The sequence below is a fragment of the Arthrobacter sp. SAFR-044 genome, from assembly GCF_051965175.1.
In the GTDB taxonomy this organism is placed as follows: Bacteria; Actinomycetota; Actinomycetes; order Actinomycetales; family Micrococcaceae; genus Arthrobacter.
This window is the reverse complement of sequence record NZ_JBQCMK010000005.1, coordinates 1-18,732: the sequence shown is the minus strand read 5'-3', so window position 1 is coordinate 18,732 and position 18,732 is coordinate 1. Positions and strand designations below refer to the sequence as shown.

The 18,732-nt window shown below is 61.5% G+C and carries 13 protein-coding genes and 2 pseudogenes; 10 read left to right on the top strand and 5 right to left on the bottom strand.

Annotation, left to right across the window (positions count from 1 at the left end; all coding sequences use genetic code 11):
• The 3 genes and pseudogenes from ACTHQS_RS09300 to ACTHQS_RS09290 form a co-directional block, all read right to left on the bottom strand.
• On the bottom strand, positions 1-3,042 hold a 3,042-nt coding region (locus tag ACTHQS_RS09300; protein ID WP_440168039.1), incomplete at its 3' end, for a tetratricopeptide repeat protein.
• Positions 3,042-3,425, bottom strand: a complete 384-nt coding sequence (locus tag ACTHQS_RS09295) for a trypco2 family protein (protein WP_440168037.1) — start codon at positions 3,423-3,425, stop codon at positions 3,042-3,044. The genes ACTHQS_RS09295 and ACTHQS_RS09300, both read right to left, overlap by 1 nt.
• 391 nt (positions 3,426-3,816) lie before the next feature.
• Positions 3,817-4,913: pseudogene (locus tag ACTHQS_RS09290) on the bottom strand (IS256 family transposase); the annotation flags it as partial.
• A 20-nt stretch (positions 4,914-4,933) separates the two neighbouring features.
• Here ACTHQS_RS09290 and ACTHQS_RS09285 point away from each other — a divergent pair.
• Together ACTHQS_RS09285 and ACTHQS_RS09280 are read left to right on the top strand one after the other, a co-directional pair.
• Entirely contained in the window at positions 4,934-5,203 is a 270-nt protein-coding gene (locus ACTHQS_RS09285) for an NAD(P)-dependent oxidoreductase (protein WP_440168035.1), read from the top strand.
• Positions 5,204-5,220: 17 nt separating this feature from the next.
• Positions 5,221-5,862 (top strand): RraA family protein, encoded by a 642-nt coding sequence (locus ACTHQS_RS09280; RefSeq protein ID WP_440168034.1) that lies wholly within the window; start codon positions 5,221-5,223, stop codon positions 5,860-5,862.
• Between the two features lie 1,239 nt (positions 5,863-7,101).
• Here ACTHQS_RS09280 and ACTHQS_RS09275 read toward each other — a convergent pair.
• Positions 7,102-7,731, bottom strand: a complete 630-nt coding sequence (locus tag ACTHQS_RS09275) for a hypothetical protein (protein ID WP_440168033.1) — start codon at positions 7,729-7,731, stop codon at positions 7,102-7,104.
• A 758-nt stretch (positions 7,732-8,489) separates the two neighbouring features.
• On the opposite strand from ACTHQS_RS09275, the gene ACTHQS_RS09270 reads away from it, so the two are divergent.
• From ACTHQS_RS09270 to ACTHQS_RS09245, 6 genes and pseudogenes are all read left to right on the top strand, one after another.
• Entirely contained in the window at positions 8,490-10,328 is a 1,839-nt protein-coding gene (locus ACTHQS_RS09270; RefSeq protein ID WP_440168449.1) for a M6 family metalloprotease domain-containing protein, read from the top strand.
• Positions 10,325-11,068: a hypothetical protein gene (locus tag ACTHQS_RS09265; RefSeq protein ID WP_440168032.1), complete on the top strand. Its 744-nt coding sequence runs from the start codon at positions 10,325-10,327 to the stop codon at positions 11,066-11,068. The genes ACTHQS_RS09270 and ACTHQS_RS09265 overlap by 4 nt, the downstream gene beginning before the upstream one ends.
• Positions 11,069-11,079: 11 nt before the next feature.
• Complete coding sequence (locus tag ACTHQS_RS09260; protein WP_440168030.1) at positions 11,080-12,000, top strand: ATP-grasp domain-containing protein; 921 nt, start codon at positions 11,080-11,082, stop codon at positions 11,998-12,000.
• Between the two features lie 4 nt (positions 12,001-12,004).
• Positions 12,005-12,367, top strand: coding sequence for a hypothetical protein (locus tag ACTHQS_RS09255; protein ID WP_440168029.1), 363 nt, complete (start codon positions 12,005-12,007; stop codon positions 12,365-12,367).
• A 115-nt stretch (positions 12,368-12,482) separates the two neighbouring features.
• Positions 12,483-12,857: pseudogene (locus ACTHQS_RS09250) on the top strand (hypothetical protein); the annotation flags it as partial.
• Positions 12,858-13,011: 154 nt separating this feature from the next.
• Entirely contained in the window at positions 13,012-13,512 is a 501-nt protein-coding gene (locus ACTHQS_RS09245; protein ID WP_440168473.1) for a hypothetical protein, read from the top strand.
• 454 nt (positions 13,513-13,966) lie between these two features.
• Here the strand turns inward: ACTHQS_RS09245 and ACTHQS_RS09240 are convergent, their stop codons facing one another.
• The gene (locus tag ACTHQS_RS09240; RefSeq protein WP_440168027.1) at positions 13,967-14,815 is read right to left on the bottom strand and encodes an AfsR/SARP family transcriptional regulator; all 849 of its coding nucleotides are present in this window, start codon (positions 14,813-14,815) and stop codon (positions 13,967-13,969) included.
• A gap of 382 nt (positions 14,816-15,197) precedes the next feature.
• On the opposite strand from ACTHQS_RS09240, the gene ACTHQS_RS09235 reads away from it, so the two are divergent.
• Together ACTHQS_RS09235 and ACTHQS_RS09230 are read left to right on the top strand one after the other, a co-directional pair.
• Positions 15,198-16,799, top strand: a complete 1,602-nt coding sequence (locus ACTHQS_RS09235; protein WP_440168025.1) for an esterase/lipase family protein — start codon at positions 15,198-15,200, stop codon at positions 16,797-16,799.
• Between the two features lie 309 nt (positions 16,800-17,108).
• Complete coding sequence (locus ACTHQS_RS09230; RefSeq protein ID WP_440168024.1) at positions 17,109-18,668, top strand: IS30 family transposase; 1,560 nt, start codon at positions 17,109-17,111, stop codon at positions 18,666-18,668.
• The last annotated feature ends 64 nt before the right edge of the window (positions 18,669-18,732 follow it).

Genomic DNA, 18,732 nt, shown 5'->3' with positions numbered 1-18,732 from the left:
CGCCAGCCCCCGGTAGAGCCCGGCCGCCTCCTCGATGGCGGCCAGGGCCTCCTCCGGCCGGCCCAGATCCCCCAGCCGAACCGATAGGCTGCTCAGGGACCATGCCAGGTCGGAGGTGAAGGCCGCGGGCCTGGCCTCCGCCAACCCCCGGTAGAGCCCGGCCGCCTCCTCGATGGCGGCCAGGGCCTCCTCCGGCCGGCCCAGATCAGCTAACCGGGACGAGAGGCTACTCAGAGACCTGGCCAGTTCCGGGCCGGAGTCCTCCGGCTTCGCCTCCGCCAGCCCCCGGTAGAGTCCAACTGCATCCTCAGCGGCCTCCAGGGCCTCCTCCATCTGACCTAGATCAGCCAGCCGGTCTGAGAGGTTGTTCAAGGATCTCACCAGATCGGAGGTGAAGGCAGCGGGCCTGGCCTCCGCCAACCCCCGGTAGAGCCCGATCGCCTCCTCGGCCGCCTTCAGGGCCTCCTCCAGCCGGCCGAGGTCCCCCAGCCGGACCGAGAGGTTGCTCAGGGACAACGCTAGGTCCGGGACGGACTCCTCCGGCCGAACCTCAGCCAGACTTTGTTGCAGCCGGACGGACTCTTCGGCGGCCTGTAGGGCTTCCTCCCGTCGGCCTAGTTCCCCCAGCCGATCGGCAAGGTTGTTCAAGGATCTGGCCAGATCGGGGGTAAAAGCTGCAGGCCTGGGCTCCGCCAGCCCCCGGTAGAGCCCGGTCGCCTCCTCGGCCGCCTTCAGGGCCTCCTCCAGCCGGCCGAGGTCCCCCAGTCGGACCGAGAGGTTACTCAGGGACAACGCCAGATCCGGGACGGAGTCCTCCGGTTGGTTCGTGATCAGGTGCCGATAATGGTCCACTGACTGTTTTGCCAACGTTAGGGCCAGGGGGGCCAGGATGATGCTGCGTGGAGGTAGCCGGTCGACCAGATTGGCGGCGAGGCCGGGTTGGGGTGCCGCCTGGAGTGCTCGGTCGAGCACAGCCGGCAGAGGAGCGGTCTGGTCGGCAAGGGCGCGGTCGAGCAGGGCAGGAAGGTGAGCGGACAGGACCCGGTCCAGGGACGTGTGGACGGTGTGCCTGTGACTAGCACGGACGAGTCCACGCAGCAGTTGGCTGACCGCGGCGTTGTCTTGAGCGTCGAGAAGCAGCGCCAGGGCGGAGTCGGCAAGGTCTGTTAGCCGGTCCGTGGTAGCGAGGAGTTCTTCGGCCACCAGATCCGGGCGCAACGGTACAATCCAAGGGGGTTCCGGGCCAGGGTAAAGCCGGTACAGCCATGCTGCCGTCGTGCGGCGTTGGGGACCAGAAGCATCGGAAAGTCGAGGCACTGCAACAAGCCGGTCGACGGTGGCCTGCTCGGTTAAGGGGGCAGTGAGCGTCACCAAGGCCACTGCCTGATCCGCGGTATGCTCGTCCGGTTCGCCGCTGGTGTCGACCGGGCTGCCTGGGGTCATCCGCCACCGCCACTGTTCCCGGAGCAGCACACCCTGAAGGGTCTGGTTGCGCACGCCTTGGATCTCTTTTGAGCTGTCCCTGCCAGCGGGCTTCCGTTCGGATGGCTCAAAAGATGGATCCACCTGCGGGTCAGGGAAGGCGTCTAGGAATGCGGTCATATGGACCATCAATGGATTCGCAAATGCCTCATCACTCAGATTCGGGACGGGCACGGTACCTCTGCCAACTATACCGCCGGGCGGCTGGTCCATGATACTGGCAGCGGACGTGCGGGTGCGGAACTGGCCGAAGGCGTCGGCGGCGGAACGGTACTGGCGAGCACGTTCATCTAAGTCGAGTCCGCCGTCGGTCAGCTGCAGCGGAGGGTCGGCGTAGGTGTCTGCCAGTTGTTCGGTCTCGCGATTGAGTTGCGTCCACCACACGCGAATGTGTCGGGCGATCAGTAGCAACCGCACCGGTACCGCCCCCGGAGGCCGGAAGGCAAATCCGTTGAGGAGTTTGGCGACCAGGTTCCCGTGCTGGCCGGCTTCGTCGATGACCACCAGCGTGGGCCGGTCGTAGTCTAGGGTCGTGTCCCCCCCGGGCTGGTCGAAATCGGCGAATCCTGTGTCCCAGCCCTCGGCGGCCATCAGCAGACAGAGCTGGCCCGCCAGTCGTGTCTTCCCGGATCCCCCCTCGCCGGTGACCACCCGCAGCGCGAACGAATGCTCCTGACGGCACCATTGCTGGAGGTCGACCAGCTGCTCGTTCCGGCCGGAAAACGGCACCACTCCATGCTTGGCGAGCAGCAGCCGGGCCGGCGCTCTGGACGGGTCCGGTCCCGACAAGGAGCGGTAGGGCGGGCGCAGCCCGATACTGTCCTGAGCGGTGATGGCCAGGCGGGAGGGCAGATGCACCGGCTCAATTTCCCTCATATCTCCTATCCCCAGCAGGGCCGCAAGGTCAGGGTCATCCTGCAGTAGCCCGGACATCGACACCGCATGGACCCGGTCGGTGCCATAGCGGGCCGGGTCTATGGCAACCACCCCGACCAGGTACCGGCCGGCGAACACCGCCGCCCCCGACATGCCTGCCCATGGACTCCCACCCTCAGTCCGTTCACGCGGGGCACTGCTGACCACAGTAATCACCTGTGCACCTCGCACCATGCCGGACAGGGGGGTGATAAACCCGTGCAGGTGCTCGGTGTCGCGTGTTCCGTCCGGGCCAGGGACCGCCCACGGAAACCCCACCGCTAGACACGGCACCGGGTCTGTCCCCGTGATCCGCCCCCAGCGCGGGGCCGGACTGCCAGCCGGCAGATCCGGCAGTGACTCTGCCAGCAGCACCGCCACATCTGCCTCGTCATCGCGCCAGACCACAACCGCCGGAACCCACGACCCGGAAGCCAACACCGCCAACCGAACCCCAGCCGGGTCAGGGAACCCGGGTGGACCCGGTAGCGGGTCCCGGACCGGGTGCCCCGTCACGACGTGCGCAGCAGTGAGCACCATTTTAGGACCCACCCGGTACCCGGACCCATGCAACGCTACGCGCCCACCACCACCTACATTCTGAGGAGCCCAGATTTGCACGATGCGCCCCCGGTCGAACCCCATCACACTTCCCCTCTACGGATATTTCGTCGCGCAGAGCTCCCAAGAGGAGGAGGTTCCCCTGCCGAGCTGTCGTCGCTGTCATGGATCACCACGTCCCCATCAGGCCTTGAAGGGTCCCGAGGAGTCAGGACGAAGCTCACCTTATGCCCAGTGTCCCGGCCCGCCTTGCCACTGATCCCGGCATCCAGGAACGCGAATAGCTTCGCCCCGAACTTGGCCTCTGCCTCATACCGGACCACCACATTGATCTCCACGCTCACCGGGCCCACCATAAACGGCATCGATGGATCCGCACTCTCCCGCGCCTGCTTCAGCTCCTCCCGCAACGCCCCCACCAGCGATGTCAAAGGAATTAACCCCTCCGGCCAGTTCCCATCACTCACCACCCACTCCTCCTCCCACCACTGCCGCCGTCCAAACATGAACAGGCCTGGAAGCCGACATCAGAGTCGATCAAACCGGCTGGTGACAAATTGTCCGGACTGCCGGATGACATACGGCATCCGGTCCTTTCTGAGGACACTATGGCCAAATTGTACGAACTGACCGTTACAACAGCGTTACAGTCAATACTTGAATACTCGTCGGGCAAAAGGATGTGCACTTATGCACTGGCTTGTCCCAGTGTTGACTGTCTGTCGCTTTTGGTGATTGGCCCCTACAATCACGTCCTTTTTTGCTCCCACAAAGACCTCACATACGTTGCCTTCATAACTAAACACTTGGAGCACTGGGACTGTCCGATAAACGGTGTGTGGGTCCGGCCGGTTTTCATTATTGAGTGGTTCTTTCGAACCGGCCGGCGAAGGTAATCGCGAACGCGTTCAGCGCCGGCTTCCACCTCATCACCCAGCGTGCCCGACCGCCGCCGGTTGGATCAAGGGACCTAGTGACTAGATACAGGCATTTCAGGGCGGCGGTCTCGTTCGGAAAGTGCCCGCGGGCCCTTACTGCCCTTCGGTAGCGGGCGTTGATTGACTCGATGGCGTTCGTTGTGCAGATCACCCGCCGGATCTCCACGTCGTACTCCAGAAAGGGCACGAACTCGGCCCATGAGGCTTCCCAGAGCCGTACGATGGCCGGATATCGCTGGCCCCATTCGGCGGTGAACTCGGCGAACCGGTCCTTTGCCGCTTGCTCGGACGGGGCCGTGTAGACGGGGTTGAGCGCCTTGACGATGCCGTCGCGGTGCTGGCGTCCGGCGTAGCGGAAGCTGTTGCGGATCAGGTGCACGATGCACTGCTGCACCACTGTTCGCTCCCACGTGGTGGTGATCGCCTCGGGCAGGCCCTTGAGCCCGTCGCAGACGGCAATCAACACATCTTCCACGCCCCGGTTCTTCAGCTCGGCGAACACCTGCAGCCAGAACCGTGCACCCTCGCCGCCGTCGCCGGCCCAGATCCCCAGAATCTCCCGCTCCCCGTTCACGGTGACGCCCATGACGACATAGAACGGGGTGTTCCGCACCTGCCCGTCACGGACCTTGACGACGATCGCGTCCACGAAGAGCACCGGATAGACCGGATCCAGCGGCCGGGCCGACCATTCGGCCAGTTCCCCGGCGACCTTCTCCGTGATGCGGCTGATGGTGTCTTTGGAGACCCTGGCCCCGTAGACCTCCTCGAAGTGCGCGGCGATTTCCCCGGTGGTCAGCCCCCGGGCGGACAGCGAGAGGACGATCTGGTCGATCCCTTCCAGACGCCGTTTCCGCTTGGGCACGATCACCGGCTCGAATGATCCGTCACGATCCCGGGGCACCTCAATCTCGACCGGTCCGATCTCGGTCAGCACGGTCTTCGACCTGGTGCCGTTGCCATGTTGGCTGCGATCGGCGTCTGGCCATGCTCGTGCCCGAGGTGCTCGGTCATTTCCGCTCAATGAGGACGCCCTCGTGGACGCCCTCATAGAGGGACAGATTGCCGGTGCAGCGCTGGATGTCCTCGAAGCCGAAAGCATCGACATGAAGGATCCGCTGGCCCACACCCGCGTTCCACTGAGAGAAGTACCGAACCTCATCGTTACCCCGCACATTGCCGGACAAACCCAGGAAGCGTTCCTCGAAGCCGGAACGAAATCCTGGGCCGAGGTCAAGGCTGTGCTGGCCGGCAATACACCAACCTTTCCACTCAACGCCGACGACCTGCAAAAGCTCGCCGTCTAACCCGATCAAGGAACCACGTGTATATCAACGCACCGGCAGACAACATCGCCGTCTACCCTGAATGGCCGCGCCCCTCCCGGGACATCGTGCAGTCCCTCGCCGCCTACCCGCCAGCACTGATCGGGGACGTGCGCAAGCGGATGGACATGATGTCCGCCGACATCCGCTGTCTTACCCCCGGCACCCGCCTTGCCGGCACGGTGCTGCCCATCCAGACCTGGGAAGGCGACAACCTGGCCATCCACCGCGGCCTGGACGAAGCCAAGCTGGGCGACGTGCTGGTCATCTCCGGTAACGGCGTGACCAACCGGTCCGTCTTCGGGGGAATTCTCGCTGAAATTTGCCTGCACAAAGGCGTCGGCGGAGTGATCATCGACGGCGCCGTGAGGGACGTCGAAGAAATGAACGAGATGGGCATCGCCGTGTTCGCCCGTGCCGTCGTCCCGGCAGGTCCCTCCAAGAACGGGCCGGGCTACGTCGGCAAGCCGGTCGCCTGCGGAAACGTCGTCTGCAACCCCGGTGACGTGGTCATCGGGGACCAGGATGGCATCGTCGTCATCCCGCAGTTCGAGCTCAACGAGACCCTTCGGGCCCTGCCAGGCCAGGAGAACTTCGAACGACAGATCCGCTCCCGCATCACCGAACACGTCGCCCCCTAGCAGCACCCGTCCGACTCAAGCAGTGGCGGCAGCCCGGTCCAACCGAGCCGCCGCCACTGCTGTCTTATGCCTCTGGAAAACAATGACACTAAAGCGGGCAACCGCCCACCAGCACACCAGCACACCGAATGGTCCCTGTTAGTTAACGCCTGGGTAGAAATCCGCGGCAACGGCCAAGTGATCAGAACTGGCTTTGTCGATGTTGCTATGCCGAACTCCTCCGCGCTCTGGATCGCCGCGGACAGCCAAAACTCGCGGCAAATCTTCGAGGCCCTGAAGGCCACGAATTATGGGTTACGCCCCAAGAGCTCAGCGGTGACCTTAAGTACCGCGTGACCGCCGGACAAATCTTCCACAAACAGCTCGAAAGTGATGAACGAGCAAAGCAGACAAACATAAGTGTGGACACTGTCCACACCCTCTATGTCAGAACAAATTAGCCGCCAGGCCTTCCCGGAGGACCCGTAAGGCACTATCCACCTGAGGCTCCGGACCAGACTCGGTGCGGTCATGTCGTGGTCGCACCCGGAAACCATGAACAGGTGTTGGCACTCTCGGCCAACCCTACGAAAAGCGGAAGGAAGTAACGGCACAATCCACTCACAGCAGGCGGAGGGCCCACCAGCCAGGGACTTGAACCGCCACCCCATACACCTGAACAGGCCCCGCGGCGGCCAGGCCACAGCCCGCGACCCAACCCGTCAGAGCGACGCGACCACAAGCTTTGTCAACACGTCAAAGCAAAATCGCCCCTGACGAGGGGATCTGTCGTGCCCGAGGTGGGACTCGAACTACATTCCAGCCCTTGCAACCACTCGGAAGCCGCGGGAACGTGCGGAAATCGGGCGGCTCCGGTGCTGATACAAACGAGTCCGCAGCCCAAAGTGTGGACATTGTCCACACCCCCTTTTCGCTTGTCACAAGCTTTTCGCCTACAGCCCTGATGCCGGAGAGGGGGACCTTCCTAATCTGCGCCGGGACCTTCGCAATAGAGTTCATGGCTCGCGCCGCAGCAGCCTTCTGGGGCGGGAGAGTGCCAACAGTCGTGACTCTCTCACCACAGCCGTTCGCACCAATTCAGCGAGGGCGCGTCGCTGAAATTTCGAGCCTGACCCCGCGGCTTGCACTTCGAGCGCGAGGTCTGCGTTACCGGTTAAGCATTAGACGACCGCAGTGTCGTCGCCGAGATAAGGAGACCCTCCGGTAGTCCATATGCGCCGGGAGGCTAACGCCCAGGAGCTAAGAAGACAAATGATTGGGAGCGGCATGAATGATTGTCACAGTCTCCTTATCGCTTCCAACCACGACGTCGGCGCCTACGACCTTCAAGTTGCCTAGATCCCTAACCAGGTGCTCAACATCATCCGCCCTTCGCCCTGCATCGGTTCGGCCACCCGCAACTGTTTCTGCCCGGAGGAATGCCGCCATTACGTCACCGCGAGCGCCTAGTTGAGCCGCTGCCGCATTGCCTCTGGCTTCGAGATCTCCGTGTACGAAGATTGCAAGCGCGATCGCCGAAGCGGCAAGCACAAGTGATCCCCCAGCGATGAAAGCCACGGTGACGGGTTCTCCCAGACCGTCTGTAAATGACCGCACGTAACCTACAATCATGCTCGCAATAGCAGTTAGGCCGCCCACACTCGATACAGCGGCGAGCCACCACTTGGTCATTTTCGTTACGCCGGACGAAATGAGTTGGAGAGATTCGGGCGTGTCTGCGCGCCATGTCCGCTGAAAATTACCATCCCTAAGAGCGTTGTCATCTCCTAAAAGTCCACTCCCCTGGAGGATAATCTTCAGATCCAGTTGATCGGCGCTAGTTCCTGCTGCCGGCTGAGTCCATTTGAGTGCATCAATGCTGTTTGCCATGGTCTTCCTCAATCGCGAATTGATGACAGAGAAGCCTCGCTCCTCAGTGGAAGTGTGGTTCTCCTGCGACTAAGTGGATAGAGCCCTTGGTCCCGGCGGCAAGACGCTCGCGCCGGCATAACCATTCCGACGTTTCTGCCGTCGAATCTCTGGACATCGAAGCCGGCAGGTGTCCGTGATGGCCGGCCTTCGTCCTTTCCGACAACCTCAATCGTTCGTACCCAGCCAAGGAGGCGAGCATATCGAATATAAGCCTCCCACCGTCCATGCCCTCTTTGGCAGGACAATCACCAGAGCGACTCCCTTGGGAAGCCCTTGATTTCGCTTTCCCAGAGTTGTACATGAAAACGCAGATATCATGTTGTCCCCGCACCCTCGGCGCGTAAATAGGCGCCGGACCACGCCCTGGCCCACGGCACTGAGCCGGAACGAGGATCCGCAGAAACCACCCACAGCAGGCGGAATACATGCGGAATATGGAGAGGACGGCTCAGATGGCACCCGATCCGAAGCTGAGAGTGTGGAAAGTGCAGACACCAGCTAATTAGGCAGTCAGATTTCGGCGTTTGCCTGGAACTTCCCTTGCTGGCTTTTGTGAGCCAGCTTCCGCATTCAAGCGCGTCCCGACTTGGCAGTAACGCGGTGATAACGCCGCCTCGGTAGATTTCACTGCGCCGGGCTCCCGCCCGGCCGCCGCGCCGGCTCCGCTGCGTGGAACGCCGATCAGGCGAGGCCGACGATTTGAAGAAGGGGTTGTGATGCAGCAAAAGGTTCCGGGGAGCGGCGGCGATTTCAGCAACTTGCGAGGCGGCCTCTGCGCGGTCTCTATGAGTCCCGACGCCAAGGCCCGCCTGAGTGATGAAGTTTCCAGGCTTCGTTCTGCAGAGGAAAGAGGAGTCACCTCCCTCCTAGGATTCACCGCCCACAGCCGCCCGCTTGGTTTTGATGACGGCTTAATCTTCCCGCCCGAACACTTCGCGCCTGGCACCCCAGCCCGTTCGATGGCTGCGGCGGCAGCAACAAGGGCGCCGTTGCGCGGGACGGTCCGCGTCATCGTCGTCCTCGTCGAATTCAGCGACAAGCAGCTTGCTCAGTCGGCAGCCCATTTCTCCGAGTTGTTCTTTTCCACCGGTGCGCTGCCCCACGGGAGCGTTCGGGAGTACTACTCCGAAGTTACCGGAGGGCTGGTGGACCTTGCCGGCGAAGTTGTGGGGCCCTATACCCTGCCTCAAACGCTCGCATGGTATGCCAACGGCAATTTTGGTATCGGCAGGCCCAGCGGTACTGCAAGGGCGAACATTCTGGCCAATGACGCGGCCGCCGCAGCGGATCCCGATGTGGACTTTGGCCCGTACGACAACGACGGCAACAACTACGTCGACGCCTTCATCGTCGTCCATGCCGGCCGTGGCGGGGAAGAAACGCTGAACCCGGGAGACATCTGGTCGCACAAATGGAACCTTCCAACGGAGCGGTCCGCCGATGGCAAGAAAATTTTCGCGTACCTTACGATTCCTGAGGACAGCAAGATCGGCGTCTGCGCCCACGAACTCGGACACTTGCTGTTCGGCTTTCCTGACCTGTATGACACCGACGACACATCGGAAGGCGTGGGCAACTGGTGCCTGATGGGCGCAGGTTCCTGGAACGGGGGCGGCGATATTCCTGCACACCCCTCGGCCTGGTGCAAGGTGCAGCAGGGGTGGGCCGCAACTATCAACGTGTCGACCGCGGGCACGGTCAGCCTTCCGGACGTGAAGATCAGCCGCAAAGTACACCGCCTTTGGAAGGACGGAGGCAGCGGGCCGGAGTATTTCTTGTTGGAGAACCGCCAACGCACAGGCTACGACGCCAACCTTCCCGGGGACGGACTGCTGATCTGGCACATCGACGACAACCAACCGGGCAACACCGACGAAAACCACTATAAGGTCGGGCTGGCGCAAGCGGACGGCAAGCGGAATCTTGAACTCAACCAGAACCGGGGGGACGCCGGTGACCCCTATCCCGGGACGGCCAACAACACCGTCTTCAACGGCAGCAGTACGCCGTCGTCCAATTCTTATGCTGGTCAGTCAACCTCCGTCTCCATCACATCCATATCTGCTTCAGGGTCCACCATGACAGCCAGGATCTCGGTGAGCACCAAAGCCCCGCGCAAGGAGCTGAAGGATTCCAAGGATGTGTCGACGTCCAAGGAGTCGTTCAAAGAGCTCAAAGACCGTCAGGACAAGCCGCGGTTGCTGGACAAGTCACTCGCCAAAGACCTCCGTGACACCAAGAGCGGGGTGAAGGATTACAAAGATCAGCATGACAGCCCCACCCCGCCCTCCTCCCCTCCGTCGGATACATGGGTAGACGACGCCGGAACCGCCCCCCTCCTGGGAGCAATTATTGAACTCGAAGACCGGGTCGCAGCGTTGGAGGGTCTGGTCGCATCGTCCATGGGCGCCGTCGAGCCTTTCATCGCTGCGGACCAAAGGCCGGATTTGATTGGTGGGACGGGCTCCCTTGGCCCCGGTAGCGAACTGATCAATCGCATGGAACAGGGCGACAGGGACGCGAAGGTCTCCTTTGACTCGCCGCCCCTGCAATGAGCACCGCGTTCCTCGTCATTGCCGATCCGCACGATGGTGGGGCGGCACGGGTGACGCGCCGCCTGTCCGCCCTCCAAGGCGGACAGGGCGTGCTCCAGGTCAGCCCGAAAATCCTCAGCCGATGCGAGTGGCTGCACACCGTATCTTCCACAGGTGCGTGCCACACGACAATCGGTGTTCCGGACGGACGAACTCTGGATGACCGAACTCTCCGTTCAGTGTTGAACCGGATGGCTTCCCCGCCTTCCGTTCCAGCCTTCAAGACGGCTTCGGTGAAAGACCGGGATTACGCCGCGGCCGAATTTCAAGCCCTGTTGACAAGTTGGCTGGCGAGTCTGGGGTCCCGAGTCATCAATCGCACTGGTCCTGGCCTGCTGGCGGGTGCCTACGGGCCACCGCTGTCGTGGATGGCCCATGCCTTTGCGTCGGGACTAAAAGTCCAAGTTGCCCGCATGGCAACACCTGACCTGGTTCCGTACTGCGCGACGGACATACGCCAGCCGGACAGGTCCGACGGTAGTTACGTAGTGGTGGCAGGACAACGGCTGCTCGGTCCGCTGGCACCCGCGTTCGGAGGGCAATGCCTGGATTTGGCGCGGCGGTTGGGGCTGCTGCTGGCCTCGTTTAAGTTCGTCCACTCAGAGGGTGAGCTGAAGCTGGCAGGTGTGGACTGCATGCCAGCACTGGCGCAGGACGGGGAGGTTGACGTCGTCGTGCGCCTGATGGCGGAGGAGCCCTGAAGGGAGGGGGCTTGATTCTTGTCTTCGGGCGGCCTGATGATCCGCCTATCGCGCTGCTGCTGGATGCCCTCCAGCGACGGAACGCCAGTTACATCTTCATTGACGATAGACATCTTGCGCACGCGAGCTTGTCACTTCACCTTGATGGCGGACGGGTGGACGGCCGGCTGAGGGGCGCCGGCGAGGACATCGCGCTGTCGGCCATCGGATCCGTGTACGCGCGCCTGCTCAACGTCGTCATGCCAACGGACCTCGACCAGGCGTCACACGTCCAGGCATTCCACGCACTCTTTACCCAATGGCTGGACCTCTCCCCCGCTTTGGTCGTCAACCGTCCCTGGGCCATGGCTTCAAATGCCTCCAAACCGTACCAGGCCCAACTGATCGCCGCGGCGGGTCTTGAGATCCCCGAGACCCTGGTCAGCAACGACCCGGAGGAGATTGAGAAATTCCGAAGCGGCGCGGGACACGTCGTGTTCAAATCCATCAGCGGCGTGCGCTCCATTGTGGCTGAACTTGGCAACCGCCATTTGGAGCGCTTGCCGTTGGTCCGGCTCTTGCCCACCCAGTTCCAGGTTGCCATCCACGGTACGGACGTCAGAGTGCATGTGGTGGGCGGACGCACATTCGCCACCGAAATCAGCGCTGACGCGGACGATTACCGCTACGCTGCCCGATCCGGCGTTGAAGTCCAGCTCACGGAAATCGACCTTGACTGCCGCATACGGAACGCCTGCATCCGTCTGGCTACCAGCCTTGGACTTCCCCTGTGTGGCATCGACTTACGGCGCACCCCGGATGGTCGGTGGGTCTGCTTTGAAGCCAACCCGATGCCGGCCTACAGCTACTACCAGGAAAATACCGGAGCAGATATCAGTGGCGCCCTGGCTTCGCTGCTGCTGGACGCTGCCCAATCCCGCAACGGACAATAGCTCCATGGTCCAGGCCATAGAAAACCTCGCGAACATCACAGGGACTGTGCTGGCGATCGAAGAGCATCCCCGTCTCAACGGTTGGAGTGTGCTGACACTCCAGCTGGAATCCGTACAGCCCCTCAAGGGCAGCCCCGAACTTTGGAACGGCCGGACCGGACAGGCGCAACAGGTCGCCATCCGCAACGGGCTGCTGGAAGCGCCCGGGACACAATCTGCCGCTTCCAAGCCCGATGTGGCTGCCCTCGTCAATACGAGGCTGCGCTGTCCCGCCCAACTGACCGTCGACGGCATAATGTGCAAGCCGTATCCGGAACCAGGCACCTTCGCCTTGAGCCCGGAAGCCGGCAGCATGCCCGAGCTCTAGCTAAGCCAGCAGTCCTTTCCCGCTCCCGTTTTCGGTACATTCGACGGTGGTAACGCAACGGTAACGAGTAAGGCCGTTTAATACGATGACGTAGACAAGACGTCAGGAGCCAACCGTGAAAGCAGGATCACCCCGGCCGCACTGCGATCTCAAGCCGCAATCCCGCCCCGTCCTCCGCCCCGACCTCTCACCGCGCAGGGAGCGCCTTATCCGAACCCTGCGGCTCAAATGGGTAAACGGCACGGTGCTGCACTACTGGTTTTTGGATGCACCGGCACCACAGAAAGAAGCCGTCCGGAAAGCCTTTCAAGAATGGAAGGACCTGGGCATCGGCCTGGAGTTCGCGGAAGTCGCCGATCACAGTGAAGCCGAGGTGCGCATTGGGTTCGATCAAGGCGACGGCTCCTGGTCCTACGTTGGCCGGGACATCCTGGGCATCAACGCTAATGAACCCACGATGAATTACGGCTGGGACCTCACCGACGACTACGGCCGGACAACCGCTCTTCACGAAATCGGCCACACACTGGGAATGCCGCACGAACACCAGAATCCTTTTGCCGGGATCGTCTGGGACGAACAAAAGGTCTACGACTACTTCGGCGGGCCGCCGAATAATTGGCCGCCCGACCAGACCCTGAACAATGTCCTACGGAAAAATCGACGCCAGCGAAGTCGAAGGTTCCTACTGGGACCCGGACTCAGTCATGGAGTACTGCTTCCCCGCCGGCCTGATCAACGAACCTGCAAAATACCACGAAGGACTGAATCCACCGGGCGGCCTGTCCGCAGCCGACAAGGAATGGGTCCGGAAATTCTTCCCAGCCCTCGCACCCAAGGTCCCCGTCCTGCAGCCGTTCCAGTCGGTCCCTCTCTCGCTCGTCCCAGGAGAACAAGCCGACTTCTCGCCGCTGCCCCAGGCATCACGCAAATACGAGATCGGTACTTTCGGCACCTCCGACACCGTCATGGTTCTGTTCGAGGAAGTTGACGGTGAACTGCGTTTTGTTGCCGGTGACGACGACGGCGGCGAGAACCGCAACGCCCATCTATCCGCAAAGCTCTTCCAAAACAGGCGCTACGTCGTCCGTGTCAGACTCTATTGGTCGGGAGAATCAGGGCAAACGGCCATCATGCACTGGTGAACCGGCATCCGCTCCGCCCCCTTGTAGGCACGCCAAATGTCCAAGAGTCCCTTCAGTCCAGCGCTGCAGCGGGCGGAAAGGCAATCTTGCGTCAATCTTTCGCAAAGACAGACCTGCCGCTGATGGCCGTGGGGCAGGATCAGAGCAACGACAAAGAGGGCACCTCACTCGAGGAACGACTCGCAGGCCGGCAAGGCGGTTCAGGGGCACAAAACCAGCCGCCCTTCGGCAGGCAAGGCCCATGTACTGGGAGGGAGTTACCGCAGTGGCGGAGGACCAATGGTTTGTACCCGCCGGCGATGAGGACACGGACCCCACCGGCCGCTCGCCGGGTGTCATGGTCATCCGGACGTGGTGTGAACCTGGACAGCCGCAGGAATTTAGGGCTCGCATAACCTACGGGCACTCCTCCGATACTCAAAGGATGGTGGCCACCGCCGACCCAGCCGAGGTCCTACGAGTCGTCAAGCGTTGGATCGCCTCCCAGCCAGGAGTCAGCCGCCGGAACTAACTTTCCCCTCCTAGGGCGCTCCTCGCTTCGGGTTGCACCGGCGATGAGGGCCTTCACCGATTCGGAGGGTGCCAGGCCCAGATCCTTTTCCAGGCGGCGGCGAAAGCGTTCGTAGCTTCGAAGCGCCGCGGCACAGTTTCCTCTTTGCAGCTCGGCAGCGATCAGGTGCCGGACGGCATCCTCATAAAGGGGTTCGATCTGCAAAGCCGCCTCGGCTGCCTCTTCGGCCCTGTCCGGGTCCCCCGCGGCCAGGCGCTCCCGGGAGATCACCGTCAGCGTCCGGAGAAGGTCCTGCTGCAGCCGGTCCTGCTCAAACACAACCCAGTCCTCGTACCACCCCGGAAGCAAACCGGCGTTGCGGCATTCACGCAACACGTAGAGACCGTCGCTTCCTGTGGTTCCGCTTTCCCTTACGGCCCTGATACTGGCGCGAAGCCGATGCAGGTCGATGTCTACACGACCGGCAATGGACAACACTGGACCGTCATTGATGATCAGCCCGGGAACCTGCCGCGAGATCAGATGCACGCTGACTCTCAGGCTCTCCAAGGCCCTCGCATCCGGATGCTCGGGCCACAGCAATCCGGTAAGAAAGCTTCGAAGGCTTGGCCCTCGGACAGCCAACGCGGCGATCAGTCGCTGCTGCCTCGCCGCTACATGCACCGGCACCGAGTCCCGGCGCAATTGCCAGGACCGCAGCAAATCCAGTTCTAATTCTTCATAACCATCGGCGCCCATAGGAACCTGATCTCGTTCAGTCAGCTCCGGTAGTCGGACTGGTAGAAAGAGCATCCTCACTCCAATGACCGGTGTCAATGAGCATTTCTCCCCTATTTTCCAAGGCGAGAGGACACTCTCCTATAGGCCTGACGGCATTGAATACCTGATAAAAGAACTCCAATCATTGCTTCCAAGCGGCAAATATCCCCTGACGCCTTGGGCACGGCAGGCGGCCGTCCATAGTTCCCGGCGGCTGTAACGCGCCAGTAACGCTGCGGGATGTGCACTGAGTGCTAATGGGACTGCGGCCCTGATGATGGGCAGTACCGATGGACTGCCGGTTCCAGGAGTCCAGCGCCTACTCCGGACACCGTCCCGCAGGGGTTCGGCCGCTAAACGGGACCGTCGATAAGACGGGCCCTACATTCCTCGTTATCTCCATTCAGGAGTTGCCATGGCTCAGTTCCTTCCCATCATTTACGTAAGGGGTTTCGCCGGTGGTACTAGGGGAATCGATAAAGCGGCGGATGACCCTTTCTACGGGTTTAATGAAGGCTCAACGCATGTGCGAATCGGTGCCCAAGGAAATGCCCGTTTCTACCAGTTCGAATCGCCCTTGCTACGACTCATGATCGACTACGGTTACCAGCTGAAAGTGAACGGCGACCAGCAACGCCTGCTGGACGACGCCGGGGTCGACTCACTGCCACCGCGGACTATCTGGGTTTACCGCTTCTACGACCCCAGCGCCTCCACGTTTGACCGCCCGCCCGTGGCTTACCGGATAGAAGATGCCGCCAGGGGGCTGGCTGACTACATCCAAAAGGTCCTCGACAAGACGAAGGACGCTGACCAGGTGTACCTGGTTGCCCATTCCATGGGCGGGCTGGTTTGCCGGTCTGCCATCCAGCGGTACATGTTCAAAGCCGGGCAACCGTTGAGCCCTGAGCAAGTTGATGCCGGCGAAGGCTTCGCCCCGGATCCCGCTGACCAGGCTGAGGTTGAGCTGTCGGGAAAGGTTGCCCCACCCTTCCCGGTCTCGAAAGTAGTCACATACGGCACGCCTCATGGCGGGATCGACATTGATTTGGGCGGGGCGGTTGGCAACTGGGTCATCGAGACATTCGGGCCAAATGGCTCGGATATCTTCAAAGAGCCCAGGATGCGGGAATATCTCTCTCCCGAAGGAGAGGAGGATTTCACCCCAACGGGAGGCTGGGACCCACGCGTTCCTTACTTCAGCGCGCTCCCGGCGGAGCGGTACTTATCGCTCGTAGGAACCAACCCCGGAGACTACGACGTGGCTCTTGGCTGGTCGTCGCGGGCTGTCGGCGTCAAGAGCGACGGACTGGTGCAAATCCGCAATGCATACGTCAAAGGCTCGAACAGGGCGTATATCAATCGATCCCATTCCGGGCGGTATGGCTTGGTCAACTCGGAAGAGGGCTACCAAAATCTTCAGCGTTTTCTCTTCGGCAACCTTAAGGTGGCCATCAGTCTTACAGACCTTGCCCTGGATACCAGTAACGGGACAGTCTGGCAGGCAGACGTCGGACTAGCGATCCGCGGAGTGCCCGTGCTTATGCATTACCAATCGGCCTCTACCCACTGTCCGGTAGTGCTTAACGAGGCGAACCGGGACACACCGCTCAACCCTGTGCCTCTTGTAACGTCCTTCCTCCTGCCGAAGGAGAACCCCGCGCATCCCCGTAGGTACGCCTTGGATCTGCGGGTCTACGCTCTAAGGGAAGAGGGCGGTTTCCTGTCCTTCGGCTCCCATCTGGAGCAAGTGGCCGACTGGCAGGACACGCTGCTGGTCGATGTCCTGGCCCGGGCCGACGGAACCCTCGAGGGTGCACGCTATCAATGGAACTCGACCCTGGCCGGAGCGATAGCCGCGGCTGACCGATTGGCAAACGAGATTGCCTGGGACCCAGCACCTGATCACACCTCCGAATCCCCCAGCTATACGGCCAAGATTGAATTCCCTTTCGTTGCCCAAAAGGTTTTAGGTGAAAAAGCACACCTCACGGCCGGCGTCGGGCAATGGCAGTGAAACACCCGCTGCCGGTCGTGGCCTGGCGTAGCAGAACATGCGATGGGTCGAGCACCTGCGTCACAGCCCATTCGCCGCCGAAGCAACGACTAGGACGGATCAGCAAAACTGTCCGACCTCGTCTCAGGCGACAACGGCAACCCTGATCTCCAAGATTCCGTTGAAAATAGGCCGTGGTGCAGGTCACACGTCTCTCCGCGGAAATGAGACGTCGTTTCGCAAGGGTTACGAGGCAGTCTTGAGGCGGAGCAGTTAGGGCACCCCGGATTCTGTTGATCGAAGCAACACCCAATCCAGGGAGTTCCTTCGATGTATCAACAGTTCGATTCGCCCACCGGTGTTAGGTTTCTTGCTCTCATCAAAGAAGGCAAGAGTTTCAGAGAGTCAGTACGGGTGACCGGAATCGGTAAGGCGACCGGTTATCGATGGTTGCGTGATGAGTACCTCCGATACCGGGGCAATGGCCTCGATCATGCGGCAGCCCAGACAGAACTGGGATTCATCTCGCGCAATGCAGAGAAATGGAACGAACGTTTCCTAAGCCGAACCGGGCGCCATCATTTCCAAGTCGATCCAGCGGTTGAGGAAAGGTTCTGGTCCTCCTACTCCACCGGCATGAGCGTATTGGCTGCTGCCGCATCAGCCGGCGTAAAGCATACGACTGGGTACCGGTGGATCTACCGTCGTTTCATCTCCTTGCGAAGCCGGCTGCCCCTGGCAGAGGTAGTACACGCTTTACGACTGTCGCCGGGGACCTCCGTCAGGTGGGAAACCCAGCGGAAAAAGGAACTGGAAGCCGAGAAAGCACGCGTGCAGAAAGCCGATCGGGATGCGATCCGGACCGCGAGGATCGTAGCCGAGCGGGTGGCAGCTCCTTTGTCTCCAGCACAAAAGCGACGCGTGTTACGGGAGACACGATATTGGGAGCTGGTGGGCTCCGGTGCTTCCAATGCTGCCGCCTGCAGGATGTTGGGCGTGAGCAGGGTTATCGGGACAAGGCTTCGAAATCAAAGGGCAAAACAACCACGGGCCAGCCTCAAACCTCCGTCGGGCAGGTACTTGTGCCTGCGGGAAAGGCTGCATATGGCGGACCTGCTCCGCATGGGATGTTCCCTACGGCAAATTGGCAGGGAGTTGGGGAGACATGCGTCGACCATCAAGCGGGAGCTTGACCGGCACCGTGATCCCCGGGGTCGCTACTTGCCCCATATAGCCGATCACGAAGCGCGCAGCCAGCGACGTCGGCCGCGAGAGCGGAAATTGCAGACTAATCCACGCCTGCACGCACTGGTGCAGACAAAGCTAACCAGTCACTGGTCCCCGGAGCAGATCTGCGGGTGGTTAGCCCTGGAGTTTCCCGCTGAACCAGGTCTGCGGCTTTGTCCGGAGACAATCTACCAAGCACTATTGTTCGGCGACCATGGCGGACTAAGTACGGACGGCAAGCCACGGCTGCGCACCGGACGAAAAATCCGCAAGCACCGGTGGCGGACTGGATCGGGGCACGGATCGGTCGTGCAGAACATGACCATGATCAATGAAAGACCACCCGGCGTTGAGACCAAAGCAGAGGCCGGTCATTGGGAAGGTGACCTCATCGTGGGCGTCGGTTCCGCGTCGGCCATGGTTACCCTACGAGAACGCAAGACTCACTACGGAATCATCATCAACCTCCCGCACGGGCACACCGCAGCGCAGACTAACCAGGCGATCATCGCTGCCTTACCGGCCCACCTGAAGCAGACACTGACCTGGGACCAAGGCGTGGAAATGGCCCGTCACCAGGAATTAGCGGCCGCTACCGGACTACGGTGTCAGCGATGGTCGAAAAGTGAGCCATTTCGCGGGCTGAAAAGTGAGCCACTTTGACGCTGGTTATTCTGCCGTATTTTCTGGTCTTGTCGAGGGCAGCGAGTCGACCTGTGTGTGTTTG